The sequence below is a fragment of the Pseudomonas sp. CDFA 610 genome, assembly GCF_021147865.1.
Taxonomy (GTDB): Bacteria; Pseudomonadota; Gammaproteobacteria; order Pseudomonadales; family Pseudomonadaceae; genus Aquipseudomonas; species Aquipseudomonas alliivorans.
This window is the reverse complement of the sequence record NZ_JAGTPM010000007.1, coordinates 325,576-345,066: the sequence shown is the minus strand read 5'-3', so window position 1 is coordinate 345,066 and position 19,491 is coordinate 325,576. Positions and strand designations below refer to the sequence as shown.

19 protein-coding genes are annotated in these 19,491 nt (G+C 61.0%); 8 read left to right on the top strand and 11 right to left on the bottom strand.

Features of this window, described 5'->3' with window-relative positions; genetic code table 11:
- The first annotated feature begins 42 nt into the window (after positions 1 to 42).
- The 8 genes from KDX39_RS15445 to KDX39_RS15410 all read left to right on the top strand — a co-directional run bounded on the left by KDX39_RS15445 (position 43) and on the right by KDX39_RS15410 (position 5,929).
- Positions 43 to 264, top strand: a complete 222-nt coding sequence (locus tag KDX39_RS15445; RefSeq protein WP_004884749.1) for an HrpF family protein — start codon at positions 43 to 45, stop codon at positions 262 to 264.
- On the top strand, positions 251 to 661 hold the full coding sequence (locus tag KDX39_RS15440) for a type III secretion system chaperone (RefSeq protein WP_210041791.1): 411 nt from the start codon (positions 251 to 253) through the stop codon (positions 659 to 661). The genes KDX39_RS15445 and KDX39_RS15440 overlap by 14 nt, the downstream gene beginning before the upstream one ends.
- Positions 654 to 2,669 (top strand): type III secretion system outer membrane ring subunit SctC, encoded by a 2,016-nt coding sequence (gene sctC, locus KDX39_RS15435; RefSeq protein WP_231660957.1) that lies wholly within the window; start codon positions 654 to 656, stop codon positions 2,667 to 2,669. Before KDX39_RS15440 ends, sctC begins: the two co-directional genes overlap by 8 nt.
- Positions 2,670 to 2,784: 115 nt before the next feature.
- Positions 2,785 to 2,976: a hypothetical protein gene (locus KDX39_RS15430; protein ID WP_143518954.1), complete on the top strand. Its 192-nt coding sequence runs from the start codon at positions 2,785 to 2,787 to the stop codon at positions 2,974 to 2,976.
- The gene (locus KDX39_RS15425; RefSeq protein WP_004884755.1) at positions 2,969 to 3,322 is read left to right on the top strand and encodes a hypothetical protein; all 354 of its coding nucleotides are present in this window, start codon (positions 2,969 to 2,971) and stop codon (positions 3,320 to 3,322) included. The genes KDX39_RS15430 and KDX39_RS15425 overlap by 8 nt, the downstream gene beginning before the upstream one ends.
- Before the next feature lie 100 nt (positions 3,323 to 3,422).
- Entirely contained in the window at positions 3,423 to 3,821 is a 399-nt protein-coding gene (locus tag KDX39_RS15420) for a type III secretion system chaperone (protein WP_099227967.1), read from the top strand.
- A 139-nt stretch (positions 3,822 to 3,960) separates the two neighbouring features.
- Positions 3,961 to 5,571: a pectate lyase gene (locus tag KDX39_RS15415; protein ID WP_231660956.1), complete on the top strand. Its 1,611-nt coding sequence runs from the start codon at positions 3,961 to 3,963 to the stop codon at positions 5,569 to 5,571.
- 1 nt (position 5,572) lies between these two features.
- On the top strand, positions 5,573 to 5,929 hold the full coding sequence (locus KDX39_RS15410; protein ID WP_210075340.1) for an HrpW-specific chaperone: 357 nt from the start codon (positions 5,573 to 5,575) through the stop codon (positions 5,927 to 5,929).
- Positions 5,930 to 6,297: 368 nt separating this feature from the next.
- Here the strand turns inward: KDX39_RS15410 and KDX39_RS15405 are convergent, their stop codons facing one another.
- From KDX39_RS15405 to KDX39_RS15355, 11 genes are all read right to left on the bottom strand, one after another.
- Entirely contained in the window at positions 6,298 to 6,915 is a 618-nt protein-coding gene (locus tag KDX39_RS15405) for an aspartyl/asparaginyl beta-hydroxylase domain-containing protein (protein ID WP_210075338.1), read from the bottom strand.
- Between the two features lie 97 nt (positions 6,916 to 7,012).
- Positions 7,013 to 12,178: an AvrE-family type 3 secretion system effector gene (locus tag KDX39_RS15400; protein ID WP_231660955.1), complete on the bottom strand. Its 5,166-nt coding sequence runs from the start codon at positions 12,176 to 12,178 to the stop codon at positions 7,013 to 7,015.
- Between the two features lie 114 nt (positions 12,179 to 12,292).
- Complete coding sequence (gene sctU, locus KDX39_RS15395) at positions 12,293 to 13,378, bottom strand: type III secretion system export apparatus subunit SctU (RefSeq protein WP_099227962.1); 1,086 nt, start codon at positions 13,376 to 13,378, stop codon at positions 12,293 to 12,295.
- A 25-nt stretch (positions 13,379 to 13,403) separates the two neighbouring features.
- The gene (gene sctT / locus KDX39_RS15390; protein WP_210070926.1) at positions 13,404 to 14,201 is read right to left on the bottom strand and encodes a type III secretion system export apparatus subunit SctT; all 798 of its coding nucleotides are present in this window, start codon (positions 14,199 to 14,201) and stop codon (positions 13,404 to 13,406) included.
- Between the two features lies 1 nt (position 14,202).
- Positions 14,203 to 14,463, bottom strand: coding sequence for a type III secretion system export apparatus subunit SctS (gene sctS, locus KDX39_RS15385; protein ID WP_004885167.1), 261 nt, complete (start codon positions 14,461 to 14,463; stop codon positions 14,203 to 14,205).
- Positions 14,464 to 14,477: 14 nt separating this feature from the next.
- A complete protein-coding gene (sctR, locus tag KDX39_RS15380; protein WP_004885168.1) occupies positions 14,478 to 15,131 on the bottom strand; it encodes a type III secretion system export apparatus subunit SctR in 654 nt (217 codons plus the stop codon).
- Complete coding sequence (locus KDX39_RS15375) at positions 15,128 to 16,192, bottom strand: FliM/FliN family flagellar motor switch protein (protein ID WP_210041785.1); 1,065 nt, start codon at positions 16,190 to 16,192, stop codon at positions 15,128 to 15,130. The genes sctR and KDX39_RS15375 overlap by 4 nt, the downstream gene beginning before the upstream one ends.
- Position 16,193: 1 nt before the next feature.
- Positions 16,194 to 16,754, bottom strand: a complete 561-nt coding sequence (locus KDX39_RS15370) for a type III secretion system HrpP C-terminal domain-containing protein (RefSeq protein WP_231660954.1) — start codon at positions 16,752 to 16,754, stop codon at positions 16,194 to 16,196.
- A complete protein-coding gene (locus tag KDX39_RS15365) occupies positions 16,751 to 17,215 on the bottom strand; it encodes a type III secretion protein (RefSeq protein WP_210075330.1) in 465 nt (154 codons plus the stop codon). The genes KDX39_RS15370 and KDX39_RS15365 overlap by 4 nt, the downstream gene beginning before the upstream one ends.
- Complete coding sequence (locus tag KDX39_RS15360) at positions 17,202 to 18,557, bottom strand: FliI/YscN family ATPase (RefSeq protein ID WP_184323355.1); 1,356 nt, start codon at positions 18,555 to 18,557, stop codon at positions 17,202 to 17,204. The genes KDX39_RS15365 and KDX39_RS15360 overlap by 14 nt, the downstream gene beginning before the upstream one ends.
- Positions 18,557 to 19,486: an FHA domain-containing protein gene (locus KDX39_RS15355; protein WP_231660953.1), complete on the bottom strand. Its 930-nt coding sequence runs from the start codon at positions 19,484 to 19,486 to the stop codon at positions 18,557 to 18,559. The genes KDX39_RS15360 and KDX39_RS15355 overlap by 1 nt, the downstream gene beginning before the upstream one ends.
- Between the last annotated feature and the right edge of the window lie 5 nt (positions 19,487 to 19,491).

Below are 19,491 nucleotides of genomic sequence, written 5' to 3'. Positions count from 1 at the left end.
CCTTGCCACTCAGTCAGCAGTTTCCGGACCAGGAGTATCACCATGCTTTCTTCAGATGCACTCAGACGCCGTCTCGACAGTAATTTTGAAAACGCCCAGCAGGATCTGGATTCGGCTGCGCTGAATATGGATGCCTTTTCCCCCGAAGACTGGCACGCCTTCAACTCGGCCATTCGCCAGTCATCCACCGCCAGTTGGGCCGCCAACCAGGAGATTGTGGTCAAGCACAACCTGGCCAAGGCGATCATCAATGAAATCCGTTGACCTGCTCGCCACGGTCGAGCGTTGGCTCGACAGTGGTAAGGCCGAGTTGCTGTTGCAGATCGATCAGCAGCCGCTGCGCATTCAACGTGGCACCAACGGGCTGATCTATACCGCGCCGCTCAGCGCGGCCTGGCGTGGCGACGATGAAAGCCTGGCCGCCGCGCTGCGGTTGTCGGGCCCCAGCATTCGACGGTTCAGCGCGGCGCTGGCACTGGACCCGCAAAGCCATCGGCTCTGTCTGGTGCAGTTCCAGTCGTTCCAGGGTACTTCGCCGGTCATCAGCATCATTGAGGCGCTGGTCAACCAGCGTGACGTGTGGGAGTCGATGCTCGAAGCGGCAGCATCGCCTGTAAAACGCCCGGTTCGTCCTCTGTCTCTGGGGAATTCGTATGTTTAAGCAGTGCCTGAAACGTTTTTTCTGGATTTCAGTGTTGTGCGTGCAGGCTAAAGCCGCCACCGCTGGCGTGCCTGAAGAGTGGCGCCAGTCCGCCTATGCGTATGAGGCGTCGCAAACGCCCTTGACCACCGTGTTGTCTGATTTCGCCAGCTCGTACGGGGTGGGTATCGACAGCCGGGGTATCACCGGTGTGGTGGATGCGAAGATCCGCGCGGGCAACGCTCAGGAATTTCTTGATCGTCTGGCGCTGGAACATCAGTTCCAGTGGTTTTTGTACAACGGCAAGCTTTACGTGAGCCCGCAATCGAGCCAGGTGTCCCAGCGCCTTGAAGTGTCGGCTGATGCCGCGCCGGATCTGAAGCAGGCGCTTACCGATATCGGCCTGCTGGACAAGCGTTTCGGCTGGGGCGAGTTGCCGGATGAAGGCGTGGTGCTGGTCAGCGGACCGGCTCGCTATGTGGAACTGATTCGCGGTTTCAGCAAGGAGAAGGTCAAGGCACAGGACAAGCATCAGGTCATGATGTTTTCGTTGCGCTACGCCGCCGTGGCCGATCGCGAGATTCAATACCGCGAGCAGAGCATCACCATTCCGGGTGTCGCGACCCTGCTGGACGGCTTGCTGGAAAGTCAGCGCAGGCCTCCGTTGCCGCAGGACCCGGCCGCCAACATTCGCGCCATGCAGGACATGGCCGAGATGGGCCAGAGCAAGATCATGAACCTGGCCAGCAGCCGCAAGGCCGCACCCGCACGCAGCGGTGAGAGCAAGTCCAACGGCAACCGCCGTGTGGTGGCGGACGTGCGCAACAACGCCGTGCTGATCTACGATGATCCCGAAAAGCGCGACACCTATCAGCAACTGGTACAGCAGCTCGATCAGCCCAGTAATCTGGTGGAAATCGACGCGGTCATCCTCGACATCGATCGCAGTCAGCTGAGCAGCCTGGAATCCCGATGGTCTGCACGTGCAGGCTCGGTCAACTTCGGCAGTTCCTTGCTGACCGGAGGTTCCTCTACCCTGTTCATCAACGATTTCGACCGTTTCTTTGCCGATATACAGGCACTCGAAGGGCAGGGGGTTGCCTCGGTCATTGCCCGACCTTCGGTGCTGACGCTGGAAAACCAGCCAGCGGTGATTGATTTCAGCCGCACCGCTTATATCACCACCACCGGAGAGCGGGTCGCGAACGTTCAGCCAGTGACGGCGGGCACCAGTCTGCGGGTCATTCCAAGAACCATCGCCGGTGAACAGCCCAACCGGTTTCAGTTGATCGTCGATATCGAAGACGGCCAGCTCGAGCGCACCCGCGATAACGATACGCCGGATGTGAAGCGTGGCACGGTCAGTACCCAGGCGGTCATCGGAGAAAACCGTTCGCTGGTCATCGGCGGTTTTCATGTCGACGAGAGTGGAGAGCGCCAGGACAAAGTACCGATTCTCGGAAGCCTGCCTGTGATCGGTGCGCTGTTCACGTCAAAGCGTCATGAAGTCTCTCGACGTGAACGTTTATTCATCCTCACGCCCCGGCTGGTGGGCGATCAGCTCGACCCGTCGCGCTACATCGCCAGAGAAAACCGCCCGCAACTCGACAGAGCCCTTGCGCTGAGCGGCTCTCCCAGTACCCGGCAGCAAAAGAGGGACCTGGTGGGCAAGACATTTTCGGAACTGGCCAATGGACGACTGCCACCTGATGTCAAAGAGTCATCATCTGGCGTGGCGCTGAAGGACCTGTGTAGAGTGGATCAGGGTCTTTCGATCGATGCGTCTCGGGGACAATGGTTCAGAGGCGACACCTTCGATGTCACCGTCGGGGTGGTTCGCAACGACAGTGCCCGTGCCAAGGCTTTTTCACTGGCGTCCTGTGCCGGTGCTCGGACACTTGCAGTAACAATGTTACCCGTAACGGAGTTGCAGCCGGGCCAGTCCACCGAAGTGTTCGTGGCCACCCGATCTGCCGCCTCCACTGCGGTTCCCGCAGCCCCTGTGAGAGTTTCAATATTGCCGCCTTGATGCCGATGTTGATACATGGATATACCGTGCCTGACGGTGCAATCGTTCATATCCGGCACTCGTAATACGCGTTAACGGTCATTTCAATACAGTCCTTTTGTCGGGAGATTCCTAAATGAAGTGGGTGCGTGTGGGTACCTTGTTTGTCGTCGCGGTATTGTTGAGCGCCTGTGCGACAATGCAACCATCTTGTTTTTCCAGTGATTGCCAGCAACTTGGCGCCAACAATTCCAGCCTTAAAGTTTGGTGGTCGCCGGAATTGCGCAACGATTCATCTGAATACAGCCTGGTACATCTGAATGACTGAAACGATTTTGCGCAGTAATGATCAGCGGGATTTCTTCGTCAGTATCGGCCAGCAGCGGCCGAGTACCTGGCAATGGGCTCCGGGGATCGACTTCGTTCATCGCAAGGATAGCGTGGGCTGGGGGCTGTCGCTCATGATCGAGCGCAGAGCCCAACGGCCGGATCTGTTTTCCGACGCGCTCAAGCGTCGATTCGAGAATATCGAGTCTTATGATGGTTACTATATTTGCCTGGACAGCCAGCAACGGTTTGTCGTTTGGCATGAATTGGATCCTGACTATCGGCGTGAGGACGCCCTTCAGGAACTGGTTGGCGAGTTTCTGATGCTGGCAGGGTTCAACAACTGAATTCGGAATATTTGTTCCAGCCGGAACCGGACGCCATTAATTTTCCACTCACTTGTCGCCGCGGTCTGTTTACCGCAATGACTAACTTGAGGATTATTCAATGGCGAACTCCCAACGCGACATGCAACGTTTTATTGCCCGCCTAAGTGCCACACTCGGTACACCGTTAACCCTGCAGAATGGCGTGTGCGCGCTCTACGACGGTCAGCAGCGTCAGGCGGCCGTTATTGAAGTCGCTGCGCACAGCGACCATGTGGTTATTCATAGCCGGCTTGGCCATTTGCGCAAGAGCCCGGAAAACCTGCAACGCCTCCTTGCCACGAACTTCGACACCGCGAAACTGCGCGGCTGCTGGCTCGCCCTTGATCAGCAGGATGTGCGTCTGTGCACCCAGCGTGAGCTGGCGGGTCTTGACGAGGACACTTTCTGTGATCTGGTAAACGGCTTCATTGCCCAGACCCAGCAGACCCGCACCGCTGTGGTTTCCCTGCTCAATTGACCGAAACGTCGGGAACCGCAGTGCGCTGCGGGCCACACAGCGATGAGTGTCATGGCGGTCATACCTGCCCGTGACACCGACGGATCGGCGGAATCGACTGTCGTTTTCCGACACATTCACTGATGGAGCGGGGTAAGCAATGTCTGATTTAACAAGCCTTTCAGGTTCGATGGGCAACCTGTCCAGCCTTCCCGGCGTGGGCGGCACGAGTATGGGCATCGGGGCGTCGCTGGCCGGTGCAGGTCAGGGCGCGCAGGGCGGCCAGTCCGCGCTGCAGGAGCTGGCTGGCATGCTGGCGGAGATGCTGCTGGGTTCCGGTTCCGGTTCCGGGGCAGGCTCAGGTGCAGGCGGTGGACAGTCGGCCGGCAAAAGCGGTCAGGGCGGGCAAAGCGATCTGGACTCGCTGCTGCAGTCGCTTCAGGGCAACGGTCAGGGCGGTGACAAGCAGACCAGGGATTCCGGCGCTGCCGGCGGCGGCGAAAAGGAACTGCTGACTCAGGTCTTGATGGCCCTGTTCGAGAAGATCCTTGGCGGTTCGGATTCTTCATCCGGCGCAGGCAACGGCTCCGGTGGTGGTTCGGGCGGTGCCAGTGGCATTGGCGGTGGCGGAACCGGTGCAAGCAAAGATGCCGGTGCTCTCGGTCAAGGGCAGGGACTCGGCGGCACTCAGGGCGCTGCGGGCGGATCGAGCACTGAGGATCTGGTCAACACGCTGATGCAGAAACTGGGTGGTGGGTCGCTGGATAACGCGATTCAGCCGACTGCCGATGGCGGCGGTGAGGTGTCCCAGAACGGCAAGCTCAAAGAGCTGCTGGAAATGATCGCTCAGTTCATGGACAGCCATCCGGAAACCTTCAATCAGCCGTCTGATGCTGCTGGCAAAGGTGGTGGCGGTGGCGGAACACCTTCCGTAGGCGGTGGCGGTGGCGGTGGCGGAACACCTTCCGTGGGCGGTGGCGGTGGCGGAGATGGTGGCGGTACACCTTCCGTGGGCGGCGGCGGTGGCGGAACACCTTCCATAGGCGGCGGTGGCGGTGGTACGCCTGCACCGACCGGCCCGACGGGAACACCTTCACCCACCGGTCCGACCGGCACAGGCACCAGCGGCTCGGCCACTCCGGTCTCTTTCCCGACGGCCTCGGGCACTCCGACCATCGTCAACGAGACCATCAAAGTGGGGCCTGGCGAGACGTTCGACGGCGGCGGCAAGACCTTCACCGCAGGCAAGGCTCTGGGAGATGGCGGACAGGGCGAGGGACAGAAGCCGATGTTCGAACTGGCTGAGGGCGCCACCCTGAAAAACGTGGTGTTGGGTGACAACGCTGCCGATGGTGTGCATGTCCGTGCTGCCAGCGAAAAAGCCGTGAACGTGGATAACGTGCATTGGACCAACGTCGGCGAGGACGCGCTGACCGTTAAGGGGGAGGGCGGTGCCAAGGTCACCAACCTGAACATCACCAACAGCAGTGCCCAGGGTGCCAATGACAAGGTGTTCCAGCTCAACGCCGATGCGAACGTGAACGTGGACAACTTCAAGGTCAAGGATTTCGGCACCTTCATGCGCACCAATGGCGGGCAGCAGGGTGACTGGAACCTGGACCTGAAAAACATCAGCGCTGAAGACGGCAAGTTCTCCTTCGTGAAAAGTGACAGCGAAGGCTTGAACCTGACCACCAGCGGCATTGATCTGAAGAACGTCGAGAACGCCTACAGCAAGCTGCCAGGCTCGACCAACCACAAGGAGGCTTGAGATGACGGTCACGCGACAACCGCAACCGCTGCAAGTGGCGCAGGACACCCCTGAAGAGCGCTCCTGGGCAGCGCTGGTGCGTGCCGGGGGCTACCTGTCTCCGGCGCAGCGCCAGGCCTTCGAGAAAGCCATCGCACTGGTCACCGACCGGATGCGCGACACCCTTGAAAAGCCGGCCACTCAGGTGGGCGATCGCTTCAGTCTGGATCATTACGTCGACAGCCTTGAACCGGGCTTCAAGCGTGATGCAGGACAAGGCGAACTGCAGGGCGATGCGGCGCTGACAGCGTTCTGGATCGTACGCCTGATGGCAGACCGTCTGCTTGAAGCGGCGGGTGGCAAACCGAACGTGCATTGAAGCGCTGATCGTGGAAAACAAAACGGGCTCCTGTGAGCCCGTTTTTTTATGGGTGGGTTTTGTCGAATCGGCTTCTGGCCTGAATCCGCCAGCAACACTGTCGCGCAGCAAACACCGGACGGTGTGAGGCGGCATGCCGGCGATCTGTCGGGTAGCGGGCGCGGTGTATCTCATGCAACCTGGGGCTGCTGCGCTGCCCATCGCTACCTTGGTGGCCTGCGAGAGTGCCCACGCCCTCCAGGCAGACAGGGCTGGCTTGCAGTTTCAGAAGGTCACGGAGTGTCTGATAAGCGCGGAGAAGTCCGCTTACGAAAAACAGAGGGAGAAACGGCTGTCGTCAGACAGCCGTCGTTGCCGGGCGGGAGGTGTCAGTGGGTGGCGGGCTTCATGAAACGCTCTTTTTCGAACTCCATGTAGATGATCGTTCTGGGGACCGGCGTTGCGTTGACCGCGAAGTGATCCAGCGCGCCGTCGAAGATCGCGCCTGTTCCCGGTTGCTGGTGATAGAACTCGCCTGCCACATTCAGGTACGAGAAGTTCGCTTCGTCCGCAGCACTCAGGGTGATGTGCATCTGCAGCAGACCTTCGTCGGTCAGTTCCGGGTGGCGATGAATGCTCAACAGGGTGTGCGGAGCCAGGCGCGCCAGCGCCAGCACCTTGATGCCCTTGAGCGGTGCGAACAGGGCCAGGGTGCGCGGCAGGGCCGCCTGGGCCGGACCGATAGGCGTGTCCCGGAACAGCAGTGCGTACTGCGTCCAGTCGCTGTTGCCGCCTGCGGCGCCCCAGCCTTTGAGCCAGCCGTAATCACCCCCTTGCCGCAGGTGTTCGCTGATTTCGGTATGAACCTGCTGATGGGACTTGTCGGTACGATCGATGTCGAGCAGCGGCGCGTCCATGGCGGCGACCTCTTGCTGGATCACGGAGCAATTGGCAACCAGATGGGCGAGTGCGGGAAAGTCGTCGAGCGAATAAAAGGCCGTGGTCATTTTCGGTATTCCTTGAGAACGCAAAAGAGAGCTCGTGGTGCAGTCAGGACTGCACCACGAGGGTGTTCAACAGACGTTTGACTGACACCCAGGCGCGTCAGGCCCTGAATTCCATCCCGTCTTTTTTCAAGGCTTGCGCCGTGGCGATAACCTCTTTGGTCGGGCGAGACATCTCACCGTCCACGCTGAAGCTGCTCGGCCTGTTCTGATCTTCCCCGTAGTTGAAGTTGATCTTGGCCAGCGTCTTGTTGACGTTGACTGCCGCCGAGCTGCTGGCGCTCAGCAGAGGCGTCGGGGTCGTGAAACCGTCGGACTGACCCGCCAGCTTGAACACCGTGATGGCCTTGATCCGCAGGTTGTCACGGTCATTGAGCATGCCGATGATTTCCTTTTGGGTGATGCTGCCGTCGCGGGTGCCTTGGTCGACTTTCTGCATCATCTCGTCCTTGGGCTCCAGACGAACCCGTGCCATGGTGCCGGGGCTGGCTTTCATCTGGCCGATCAATGACTTCAGGTTGGGCTCCTCGGCAATCAGTTGGGCAATGTTCTCGGCGTTGCTCGGAGAGTGCAGACTGCCCAGCATGCTCATGATTTTCGAGGCGACACTTTGCTCATCCAGACGCGAAAGGTTGGTGTAGTTGCTTTCATGACGGGCGTTATCGAGCACCGAATGTTTATCGATGGCCGAATCGTGTTTGGTCGTTGCACGGCTCAGGGCCAGCAGCGCAGCTTTTTGCGCGCTGTTATTCGAAGGGCGGTCCTTGAAAAGCGTGTTGAGCCCATCCAGGTGTGCCTGGATTTTCTCTTTCGGTGTTTTGTCTGCGTACTCGGGTTGTTTCGCGTCCGCCAGTCGCGTCAGCTCTTTTTGCGTTGGCTTGTCCTTGAACGCGCCGTCCAGCTGTTTGCTCAGCTTCGTCAGTTCCGCAGTGGTCATGGCCACCCCTTCCTTGGTCTGGAACTTGGTGCGTTTGGTGGTTCTGGAATCGATTGAGGCAGTGATCGTCGCGTTGGGACCAAATGCAGAGGCCTGTGCGCCCGGCTGTGCCACCGCAGCAGGCGTCGGGGCTGCAGCTGAAGGCTGTGTGGTCGTTGCCGGCTGCGCTGCAGCGGTCTGGTTGGTATGGCCAAGGTTGATCTGCGCACGAGCGTAAGCGGTGGCGCCGGCGGAGTTGGCAAGGCGGACTCGGTTATTGGATTTCTCGTCCAGCAGGCCTTTGTCATTTTCCTGGGTCGCCGAGTATTTGGTAAACGTGGCCAGGTTAAGGTTGATGTTGGCACCGATGCCTGCCCGGGCGCCCGCAGTCCACTCTTTTTCATTGGGATCGCTCAGCCCCAGTTCGACGCGAAGCTCAACACCCACGCCCCCGGTTGCATCTGCATTGAAGCGCTTCATCGAGTGGGCTTCGTGAGCCGTTCCGTTCTTGAGCACGTCCAGCGCATTGACCTTGCCGCCGAACAGGTCATCGACAAACTGGTCGATTTTTTCGTCAGGCACGGTGAAGGCTGTGCCGCTGCGCGACATGCCGGTTCCTTGTAAGGTGCCGTCGCCGCCGAGGCGAAGGGCCACAAAACCCCGTTGATCATTGATGTTGTACTCACCGAAGTTGGGCACCAGTCTCTGACCACCGCCCAGGCCCGCGCTGCCGCTGACACCACCTTCGTGGAACATGTAGACCGTCACGCCCTTGTCACCGCGCTCGGCATTGAACGCGTAGTTGCGTGCCACGCCGAGAGAGGCGCTGGGCCAGGGGCCTGCACCCATGTTGGCAAGGCTGATGAACGGGGTCGCCGCAGTGACGCCATAGCTGCGTGAAATGGCAATTTCATCGTCAGGGTGCTCAAGGTGTTTCAGCGCGCTTTTCATTTTGTCGGCCAGATCCGCCTGGCTCGTCGCACCCATCGCCGCACGCATGTTCACACTGGTAGCGTGAGTCGGGTCCTTGAAGCCGTTGAGAAACGACTTGATGCTGTCGTAGCCGTCTTCCATTTGCTTGTGCCCGCTGAACCCCATTTCGGTCACGACCTTGACGGGATTGTCGTTGTACTGCTTGTTGATTGTATTCAGCTCGGTCTTGAGCGCTTTCACATGGGTGGCGTTATCCACTTCAGGATTGCGCGTCTCGGCCTTGTCGATCAGCTTGCCTACCTTGTCCAGCGTCACTACATCCAGCGCCAGGCGTGCCTTGCTCAAGGCGAACTTGTCACTCTGACTGCGCCGGTGATCGGGAGATGTATCGCCGTCCAGGTGCTTGAGCTTCATGCCGTTGTCATTGAGTCGTTTGAGCAGGACGCCGGTCGGGTTTTCGGAGGAGGGTGCAACCTTGCTCAATGCGCCCTGTACATCGGCGACCAGGTCATTCTTGACCGGCTTGGCGTGTGCCGCTTTTGCGATCTGGGCTTCTGTCGGCTTGCGCTCGGGTTTGATGAATTCGCCGTGCAGGTTGAGCACGCCTGTCTTCTGACCCAGTTGCTGGACCACTCCGTGGCTGTGGTTTTCCAGATCATCACGCAGCTTTTCCATATCCTCGACCAACTGTTTGCCTTCCGGGCCCAGATCCAGGCGGGATATACGCTCCTTCAAGGTCTGACCAGGCTGAGGCGCGGGGCTTGACGAGTTCTTGATCTCGGTCAGTTCCTTGAAGACAGGTGCCTCTGCCTGATACACCTCCTGGAGTCCTTCGCGGCCCTTGAACCGATGCTGGATGTTGTAGAGGCCGTTCATGATGGGGCGAGGAATACTCAGGTCGGGCTTCACGATGTGAGCCGGAATGAACTCTCGTACGCTCGACTTGTGACTGAGTGAGGTGTCACTGCGACCCGCCAGGGTGCTGCTGATTTTCAACGTGTTGCCGGTTCCGAAAATCTTGACGTTTTTCGAGCCATCATCCAGTCGTCCGAACAGGTTGTTCAAACCGTTCTCCGGCTCCTTGCGTGGCTCCATCGACTGGAACTTCTTGTCCTTGAGGACGAAGGCGCCCTCGTCAGGTGCCCCATCCTTCAGTTTCACACTGACGGTGTTGTTGTCCTCCTTGCGGATACTGTCCACCGGGCGATTGCCGGGCGTATCGATTTTCTGCCATTTGGCGTCAGGCTTGGGGGCCGATTCCGGTGCCTGCCAGTCGTCCTTGGCCATGAAGTACAACTCGCCCGTGGTGGTCGTGGCGTGCAGGTTGTGATTCTCGTCCAGGGTCAGCGAGGCGACTTCGCCGGACAGGTCCTTGCGGCTCAGTTCGGTCGGCTCGCCAGTCTTGTGGTGGGCCGTCAGGCGGCCTTGATCATCGACGGCGGCAAACTGTTTGTCGTTGAGCATGGCAAAGGCTTTGATGACGCGGTCATCGAGGCCTTCGATGGCATCGCCCATTTCAACCTTGGTCGAGCGGGTTGGCTGGTTGAGGTTGTGGGTGCCGCTCAAGGAAGTCTTGGTGTATTCGGGGCTGACCTTGAGTTCGGAGATCTTGCCGTCCTTGAGGACGTAAGCGCTGCTGTTGGCGCCGCGCTGCAACTGGTCGATGCCTTTGACGCCGGTGTCCTTCCAGCCTTCTGTGGTTGCATCCCATTTCTGCACACGGTTGTCCACCATGCCCACCCGACCGTTGCGGTCCAGGTCGAAGGTGTTTTCCGGCGTTGGCACCTTGCCTTCGGGCAGGCCGCGCCTGTTCTCGACGACCACCACATCCGTCATGTTCCAGCCGCTGCGCAGGCTGGAATTCGCTTCGTCGAGGGTGTGGCTGTGGGTGTCGCCGATATCGTTCTTGATCAGCGCGTGCAACTGACCGTTTTCACCGCTCAAAAAGCCGGTGACCTGCTGGCGCTTGCCCAGTGCCGAGTCTTCAGGCTGATAGTGTTTCTCGGGTTGCAGGTGCAGGATGCCGTCTTCGCTTTTCAGGTCCTTTCGCGCAGCGCTGTAGAGTTGGCCTTCGGCGTCGGCGACGAACAGGCGGTCACGGGTCAGGCCGACATGTTTGGCCTCGGATTTGCCGTCGTTGAGTTCGAGCGTCAGGTGCATGTCCGGCACCTTGCCCATTTCGCCCAGCTGCAGGGTCTGGGTATCCTTGCCCGCAAGCATGGCCACGGTGCCGTCCGGAGAGACCGAGTGCGCCGTCAGCCCTTCAAGCTTCATTTCCGGCTTGTTTTTTTCGGTGCTGGACAGGTTGACCAGCGTATCGCCCGTCCGTCCATAAACCTTGCCATCGCCCTGGGTTGCAAGGTGGCTGAACGTGGTCTCCTTATTGTCTTCGCTGGGGGACCAGGTCGCGGTTGCCGGGTGCAGTTCGTAGAGCTTCTCGTCCTGCAGCCGCAGATGCTTTCCGCTGCTGTCCAGATGGGCACCGCTCAGATGAGCGATATGGGCCTTGTCCGGCAGTGACTGAACGCCGCTGTCGCGGCCGGCAATGTTTACCGAATGGTCTTCGCGTTGCAGTTCCAGGCTATTGGGTTTGCTGCCAGGCGGAACACTCAGTGGTTTGCTGCTGCGAAGCAGCGCCAGAGCAGTGTCGGTCTGGGCTATCTGCACCAGATGCCCTTTGGGCTCGAGCAACACTTGATCACGGTTACTTTCCGAATTTTTGGCCAGATAGCTCCTTCCCGGCTGGGCCAGCCGGTCCTTGAGCAGGTTACCCAGCGCGGAGGGAATGAAGTGATTGAAGTCTGGTCGACCTTTGGCGTCCAGAGATATGAGGTTGATAGCGGGTGTGTTGCGCTCGAGGTTGCCGTTCTCCATCCGGAAGGTCCCGGCGTTGCCGGCGGCACTGCGAGTCAACTGAGATTTTGGAGACGCGTCTTGCGTGCCAGTCGAAGCACGACCTTGTATCGGCGCGGGCGTGCTGCCGCCCGATTGGGGCGGGCTGGACTGATGGTCGGCCCGCGCTGGCGTATTTTCCTGCCCGGGCAGCCAGTCCTTGAACGACAGTTCCCGTTGCAGCGCCGTTGTCGGACGCTCGCTGGCAGTGGAGGACGAACGGGTACCGGGCTGGCGTCGAGCAGAGCTGACATGAGCGATATCGTCGGCATCCAGTGTCGGTGCGACCTGCTCTGGTGCAGCAGCCGACGTCGAAGCGCCTGGTGTCGAGCCGAAGGTGCGCGGGGGTGTATCGACCTGCTGCGTCACCGGGACTTGTGCGGGTTGCTTGCCCAACTGAACGACCGACACCGAGGCGCGCTGAGTCGGCGGCTCGGGGCGCTGCTCCAGCCCGTGTGGATTGTGACCCTGGGAGGTTGCGCCATGAACCTGTCCGGTCACGGGCGCGTTGTTGATTGGAAGCATTGAGGTTCTCCAATGTCATGGCTGGCCAGGACAACCTCGCGATGGATGTCCGGGCTGTAAAAGGAAGGATTCCTTTGCCCTGAGTGGAGTGCGCGCCGAACTGGTTCCGCGTCCTCAGTAATGCGGCATTTCTATCACATCGCCCTTGAGTTGCTCGTCCATTTCCCGCAGCAGACGATACACCTGGGCCACTGCCTGCAGGGTGGCGCGCGGGATGAACTGGCCGACGTTCTCGCGGTACAGCGTTCGCGCCAGCCAGACAAAACGCACCACCGGCACACCTGCCTCGCGGGCGCGCTCGATCAGCTCCCGGGCTTCGGCATCGCGGCCCTTGCAGATGATGCGCGGCAGCGGCGTCTGATCCGGACGATAGAACAGGGCCACGGCAAAATGCGTCGGGTTGACCAGCAACATGTCGGCGTCCTCTACCGGTGCCCTGGCCGGTGCTGCACTGCCGGGCTGGTCGGTGATTTCCCGGGCCAGCGCCTTGCGATGGGACTTCATGTGCGGGTCGCCTTCGGACTCCTTGTATTCCTTGCGGATGTCCTCGTGGCTCATTCGCTGGCCTTTGACGAAAAAGTATTTCTGCAGCGCAAAGTCCAGCGCTGCCAGCACCAGCAGCAACCCCAGGCAGGTTCGTGACAGGTGAGTGAACAGCTCGACCAGCGCCATCCAGTAACTGTCCAGGTCGGTGCGCGCCAGACCGATCAGGTCACCCAGCGCCGGAGGCAGCAGTACGTAGAGCACGCAGGTGATCATGACCGCCTTGCACAGGCTGTTGAACAGGTTGAACAACTGCCGTGAAGAAAACATCTGCTTGAACTGGTTGATCGGATTCAGGCGCTCGAAATCCAGCTTCAGGGAGTCGGTCGCGAACAGCGGACCGAACTGCACCCAGCCACCCGCCAGCCGCATTGCGGCGGCAATCCCTAGCACGGGCAACATGAACAGCAACAGCTCCCAGCCCGCCTTGGTCAGCACTTCGCCAAGCGCCGCGTTGAACGGCCTGTCCAGTTCGGTCAAGGGCAGGGCGATCAAGGCCTTGAGGCGCGACATGCCGCCGTCCACCAGGCCCAGAATCATCTCCATCAGCGCGGCAAAAATGAACAGTTTGGGCACATCCTGACTTTGCCCGACCTGACCCTTCTTGCGCGCGTCGTCGAGCTTTTTCTGGGTGGGTTCTTCGGTTTTTTCGCTCATGGCTCAAGGTCCGGCAGGCAGGGCTTCAGGGGGTGTGCAGCATCAGCGGCAGCAGATGCCGCAGGTCGCTCAGATCGGCGAGGCGACCTTCGCCGAGCAGCGTCAGCATGGGCATGTACAGCACTAGAAAAAACAGACCGGCCAGGCTCTTGGCAGGCATTGCCAGGGTCGACACCTGAAGCTGCGGGCTGTACAGGCTCAGAATCGCCATGCCGAATTCGATCATCAGCAGCAGACCCACCAGCGGCGCGGCGTAGAGCACCATGAAGCGGAAAGTACTGGCCACCAGCTTGAGGTACACCTCGAAACCGGCTGCTCCGGTCACCGGCACCCACTGGGTTGCGGGCCACACCAGGTAGCTGTCCCACATGATCTGCGTCAGGCTGGCATAGCCGCCGCCGAGGATCATCAGCAGGATCAGTACCTGCTTGAGCATGTGGCCCAGCTCCGACGTGTTGTCGCCCAGCGCCGGGTTGATTTGCCCGCCGACCAGCGCGCCGCGCTGGTTGTCGAACAGGCAACCGATCGATTCGAACAGCCAGAACGGCATGGCCAGCAACAGGCCGAGCAACAGGCCGATCACGCTTTCCTTGAGCAGCAGGGCGCAGAGGTCCAGCCAATCAAGTTCATGCCCGGCAAGCCCCATGCGGATTGCCGGCATCGGAATCAGCGCCAGCGCCAGCACGATGGCGTGGCGCAACATGCCTTTGAGTTCGGTGAACGCAAACGCGGGAATCAGAAACAGGCAGGGGTAGAGACGCGCCATGCCGATGGTCAGTGCAATGATCGTTTCACTGAGCTCTTTGAACGCGGGCTCGAACATCTCAGGCCCTCGTCTGGCTGATCATGCTGAAGGACAGGTAGGCCAACTGCATCAACTCGATGCCGATCCAGCGCCCGGTCAGCGCCAGCGCCAGTCCGACGGCGACCAGCTTGATGGCGAACGGCAGGGTCTGATCCTGCAACTGCATCACCGCCTGAAGCAGCGAGGTGATGACGCCGACGACCACGGCCACGATCAGGGGCGGCGCAGACAGCACCACGACCAGCATCATCGCCTGCTTGAACAGCGTCAGGGTTTCCATAGTGCCTCGCACGATCACATGTAGCTGTAGAAGAGTCCGTCGAGCAGGCGCGTCCAGCCATCCACCAGCACGAACAGCAGGATTTTCAGCGGCAGCGAAATGGTCATCGGGGCAACCATCTGCATGCCCAGCGCCAGCAGAATGTTCGAGACAATCAGGTCGATGACGATGAACGGGATGTAGATCAGAAAGCCGATCTGGAAACCGGCCTGCAACTCGGACAGCACAAAGGCGGGTACCACCAGCAACAGGTCGTCGCGGCTGGCCTTGTCGGCCATTTCCTTCGGCCACATGCGCTGGGTGTTTTCCAGCAGGTGGGTCTGGATGTCGGGGTCCAGGTTACGCGTCATGAAGGTGCGCAACGGCTCCACCACATGCTTGCCGGCGCTTTCCATGGCCGCGAATGTGTCCAGGTGCTCGGGCAGCTTTTTGACCCGGTCACCCATTTCGCTGAACACTGGCGCCATGATGAACAGCGTGGCCGCCAGGGCGATGCCGTACAGGGCCATGTTGGGCGGCGCCTGCTGGACGCCAATGGCGTTGCGCGTGATCAGCAGCACCATGGCGATCTTCAGGAACGCGGTGCAGATGATCATCAGCAGGGGCGCCAGTGACAGCGCGCCGAGAAACAGGGCCAGCGTCAGTGGATTGGCATCCTGCAGGTTCACCGCAGCGCTTCCATGCGCGTGATCTGCAGACCCAGGCGACCTTCGACGTCGACCAGTTCGCCGTGCGCCAGAACCCGCTCGCCATGATGCAGCATGGCGTGGCCGGGCGTGCAGCCGTTGAAGGTCAGCACCGAACCCACAGCCAGCGAGCGCAATTGCCCCAGGCTCAGCGAGAGGTTGCCGGCACGTACCGTCAGCGCCATGCTCAAATCGTTGAAGCGCTGCAGATCGTTGTCGTTCGCCTCAGCGCTGTCTGCTTCGTGGGCGCTGTCGTGCTCGTCAATATCGTCCAGATGCAACGGATGATTGTCGGAGGCAGAGAAATGGTCGATCGTGGCGTTCATGGGGATTTGCTCCAGTTCGGTTAGGGTGAAGCACAGGGCATCGGCGTTTGTCTGGGCCAGACTCAAGCGGCACGCGCCCAGTTGCAGCGTGCCCTGGCCGTCCGGTGTGAACAGCGAGTGATCAGGCAACAGCACATCGCCCGGCCGCAGGCTGGCGAGTTGCGACGGGCTCAGGTGCAGATGACTCAGCAGCAGCGGCACGCTGATCGGCCATTGCCACGGCATGGACAAGGATTCGGCCTGCCACTGGCCCCGGTCGAGCAGGTCGAGCAGCGTCTCAGGGGCCGCCGACAGGCGTGCGCTGACCCGCAGGCCGTTGATCCGAGCCTGCAGCAGGCAGTCCAGCCCCGGCGTCGGCGGTGTATCGAGAGGTTGCAGGTCGCCGAACAGGTCTTGCAGCTCCGGGCTGAGGTAGTGGTTGTACAACTGCCAGTACCAGTGATGTTCATCGTTGGCCGGGTCGGCTTGCGGCATCAGGGCCGGGCAACTGGACAGCAGTCCGAGCAGGGCTTCAGCCTCGGTCAGTCGCAAGGCACCGGCCGCGCTGTCCAGCTGGCTTTCATGGCGTGCCTTGTTCGGTGACGCGCTCAAGCGCAGGTCCAGCCAGCCTTGCTGCTGATCCAGTTCGAACGGCAGACTCAGGCCGCTGCCGATCCTTTGCCGGGCGCAGGCCTCGGCGTTGCTGACGGCGCGTAGATCAAGTGCGTGTGCGTTCATGTCACTGGTCTGCCTGTCCGAGAGTGAGGCGGATGCGGCGGCCGAGTCGCTGGCTGAGCCATTCCCGACTGGCCTCGCGATATTCCTGGCAGCGCTGCAGGGCAATGTCCTTGGCAAAACGCAATGCGATGTCCAGCCCGTCGGCGCGCGGCACCACTTGCACGACCACCTTGCCCAGCTCAGGCAGTTCGAAGGTCGCCTCCATCGGCATCTGGTCGTCGGCGTTGAGGTGTTCTTCGATAGGCTCGATCAGCGGGTCCCACAAGGGCGTCACGGGCGAGGGCGGCGTACCGGCATGTCCGCCTTGTCGCTCACCGTCGCGCCACGGATCGGGCAGTGTCTGTTGCAGGTCGCCACCGCCCCAGAAACCGATGTCGCTCGACGAACTCATCATGGCTTCGAACAGTTCACCTTCGTGACGGGTTTCGCTGGGTTCATGCTCGCGACGCTCGAACCGGGTCGTTGTTTGGGGTGTCTCACTGCCGGCATTGCCGGCCGAACGAGGCTTGGGCTCCGGCGGGCGCGGCGGTATCGGTTTGTGCAGGGCAGGCTTTGCGGTCATGAGGCCTCCCGCGCCAGATCGACGAGGAAGTCCAGCTTCTCCACATCGCGCTGACGTTTGCGCAGTTCGCGCTGGCTGTCTTCGGCCCAGAGCTTTTGCTGTTGGTGTTCATGCTGCAGGTCACTGAGCTGCTTTTCACTGCGTTCGATCTGCCGGATCGCCTGGCGCTCGGCGGCCAGCCAGTCGTTCATCTCACTGAGCGGCAGTGCGCGGTGGGCATGCCGTTCGCGCTGTTCGAGGCGAGAGTTGCGGTGATTCTCACGCAGCGCCTCAAGCTCGGCGGTCATGCTCACCAGGCGGGCGTGCAGGGCGTCGAGCACCTGACTCTGGCGTCGCCACGCCTGTTCGGCCAGGGTCAGCCTGTGGCGGCGAATGGGCGCCAGAACGTCCAGCGTTTCGCCAAGGCCATTGAGTTGTGCGTCGTTGGCTGAATCCTGCGAATCATGTTCATCGTGGGACATCGGCAGTTACCTGTATGAGGTGGTCCAGGGTTTCATCGAGCGACACCGGGTCACGCAGCGACTGCTGAAGAAAGCCCATGATCTGGTCACGGGACTGCACGGCAAAATCGGTCAGCGGATCGTTACCCGGCTGGTACTCGCCCAGCTTGATCAGCATTTCTACCTGCTGATAAGCCGCCATCAGTCTGCGTACCTGTGTGGCACCGTGGACCTGTTCGGTTCCCACCACATTGCTCATGGTCCGGCTGAGACTGGTGAGAATGTCCACGGCCGGGTAATGGCCGCGCTCGGCCAGCTTGCGCGAGAGCACGATGTGGCCATCGAGCAACGAGCGCACCTCGTCGGCAATGGGATCGTTCATCGAGTCCTGCTCGATGAGGACCGAATACAGCGCCGTGATTGCCGCATCGTGGGTGCGGCCGGCGCGTTCCACGAGGCGTGGCAGCAGGCTGTAGACCGAGGGTGGCAGGCCGCCGCGTCCGGCCGGTTCGCCGCTGGCCAGACCGATCTCCCGTTGCGCCCGGGCGAAACGGGTCAGGGAGTCGATGATCAGCAGGGTCGATTTGCCCTGCTGGCGAAAGCCTTCGGCAATCGCTGTGGCGGTGAACGCTGCCCGGGCGCGCTCCATGCTGCTGCGGTCCGAGGTAGAACACACCAGCACGGTGCGCTGGCGCAGTTCTTCGTCCAGTTCATGGTCGAGGAATTCGCGCAGTTCACGACCGCGCTCGCCGATCAGGCCGAACACGATGGCCTCGCACGGCGTGTTACGCGCCATCTCCGCCAGCAGGGTGGTCTTGCCGCACCCGGCACCGGCGAAGATACCGACGCGCTGTCCTTCACCCAGCGTCAGCAGGCCGTCAATGGAGCGCAGCCCGGTGGACAGCGGTGCATCGATTCTGGGGCGCTCGGTGGCGGGCGGGGCATCGCGGATCACCGGTTGCGCACCCACAGCGCCGGACAGGGCAAAGGCTGAGGGGCCGTCGCCGCTGAGCGAGCGGCCGAAGCCATCGAGGACCGCGCCCAGAAGAAACTCGCCCACCACCAGACTGTGCGGTTGAAACAGCGGTCTGACCGATGCGCCTATCGCGATGCCGTCCAGCGGTCCCAGCGCAGCCAGTAACGTGTGCTGCCGGTCGAAGCCGACGATTTCCGCCATCACCTCGCTGCCATCGGCACGGCTGATTTCACACAGATCGCCGATTCTCGCCCGGGGCATGTAGCTGTTGAGCAGAATGCCGTTGACGCCAGCGATCCGGCCGCGGATCTGCACTGGCGCACAGTGCGACAAACGCTCGCTCTGGGCCTGACGCCAGGACTCGAGACGTGCCAGCGCTGCGTCCATCACCAGCTCACCTCGACACGACGTTCGCCTTCGAACACCAACTTGTGCTCGTTGATGTCCACAAAGCGCATACCATCGACTTCGTCGCCCAGAAACAGCCGCCGGCCATCACTGGTCAGGATGCTTGCCAAGCGGGTATTGCTGATCTGGATGATGGTGAACGGCAGCTCTGCGGTTGCGGTGGGCAGGGCGTTCAGGACCTGGATCGGGCTGTTGTACTGACGTTCGAAACGTAACAGCATGCGCGAGGTGGACTGCAGCAGATCGTCCTCGTCAAAGTCGCCGTGCAGAAAGAGCTTGCCCTGTTCTTCCGCAATCGTGACCCGCTTCTGCAGTTCGCGCTCGGTGAGCATCTTGAGGAGTACGTTCTTGACCTCGGTGGTGTCCTTGAGTACCACCCGGGATGGTTTCTGCGGCGCGGGCGGTGCAGGCTCTTCGCGCTTGAGCAGCCACATCAACGCGCCCACGAATACCAGCAACGAGGCGACCAGCAGCATTGGCCCCAGCAGTGAGCGGGGGGGCTTGACCGGTTGTGCGTCGCGCTCGGCGCTGAGCATTGAGGACTGCGGCTCGGGTTCCTCTGCCGCCTGAGGGGTTTCTTCTTCATCCTCGACAGGCCATTCGGTGTTGGCGCTGATTACCGACAGCCACACGCCGTTGACGGCGAACGGCGTGCCGGGCTCCAGTTGGCTGATCGCCTCGACCTTGTGGCCTTCGCTGTCGGTCACCGGTCCCTCGCTACTGGCCAGCGACCAGGTCTCGTCGACCAGTCGCAGCATGCAGTGCCGGTCCTTGATGCCCGGATCATAGAGCGCAAGGTCTGCACCACTGGACGAGCCGATGCTCCATTGCTCGCCGTTGAGGGGCAATGCTGCGCCGCGATGCAGCCCGGTCAGGACCCGCAATTCGTAAAGTTTGTCGGTTTCCATGGGTG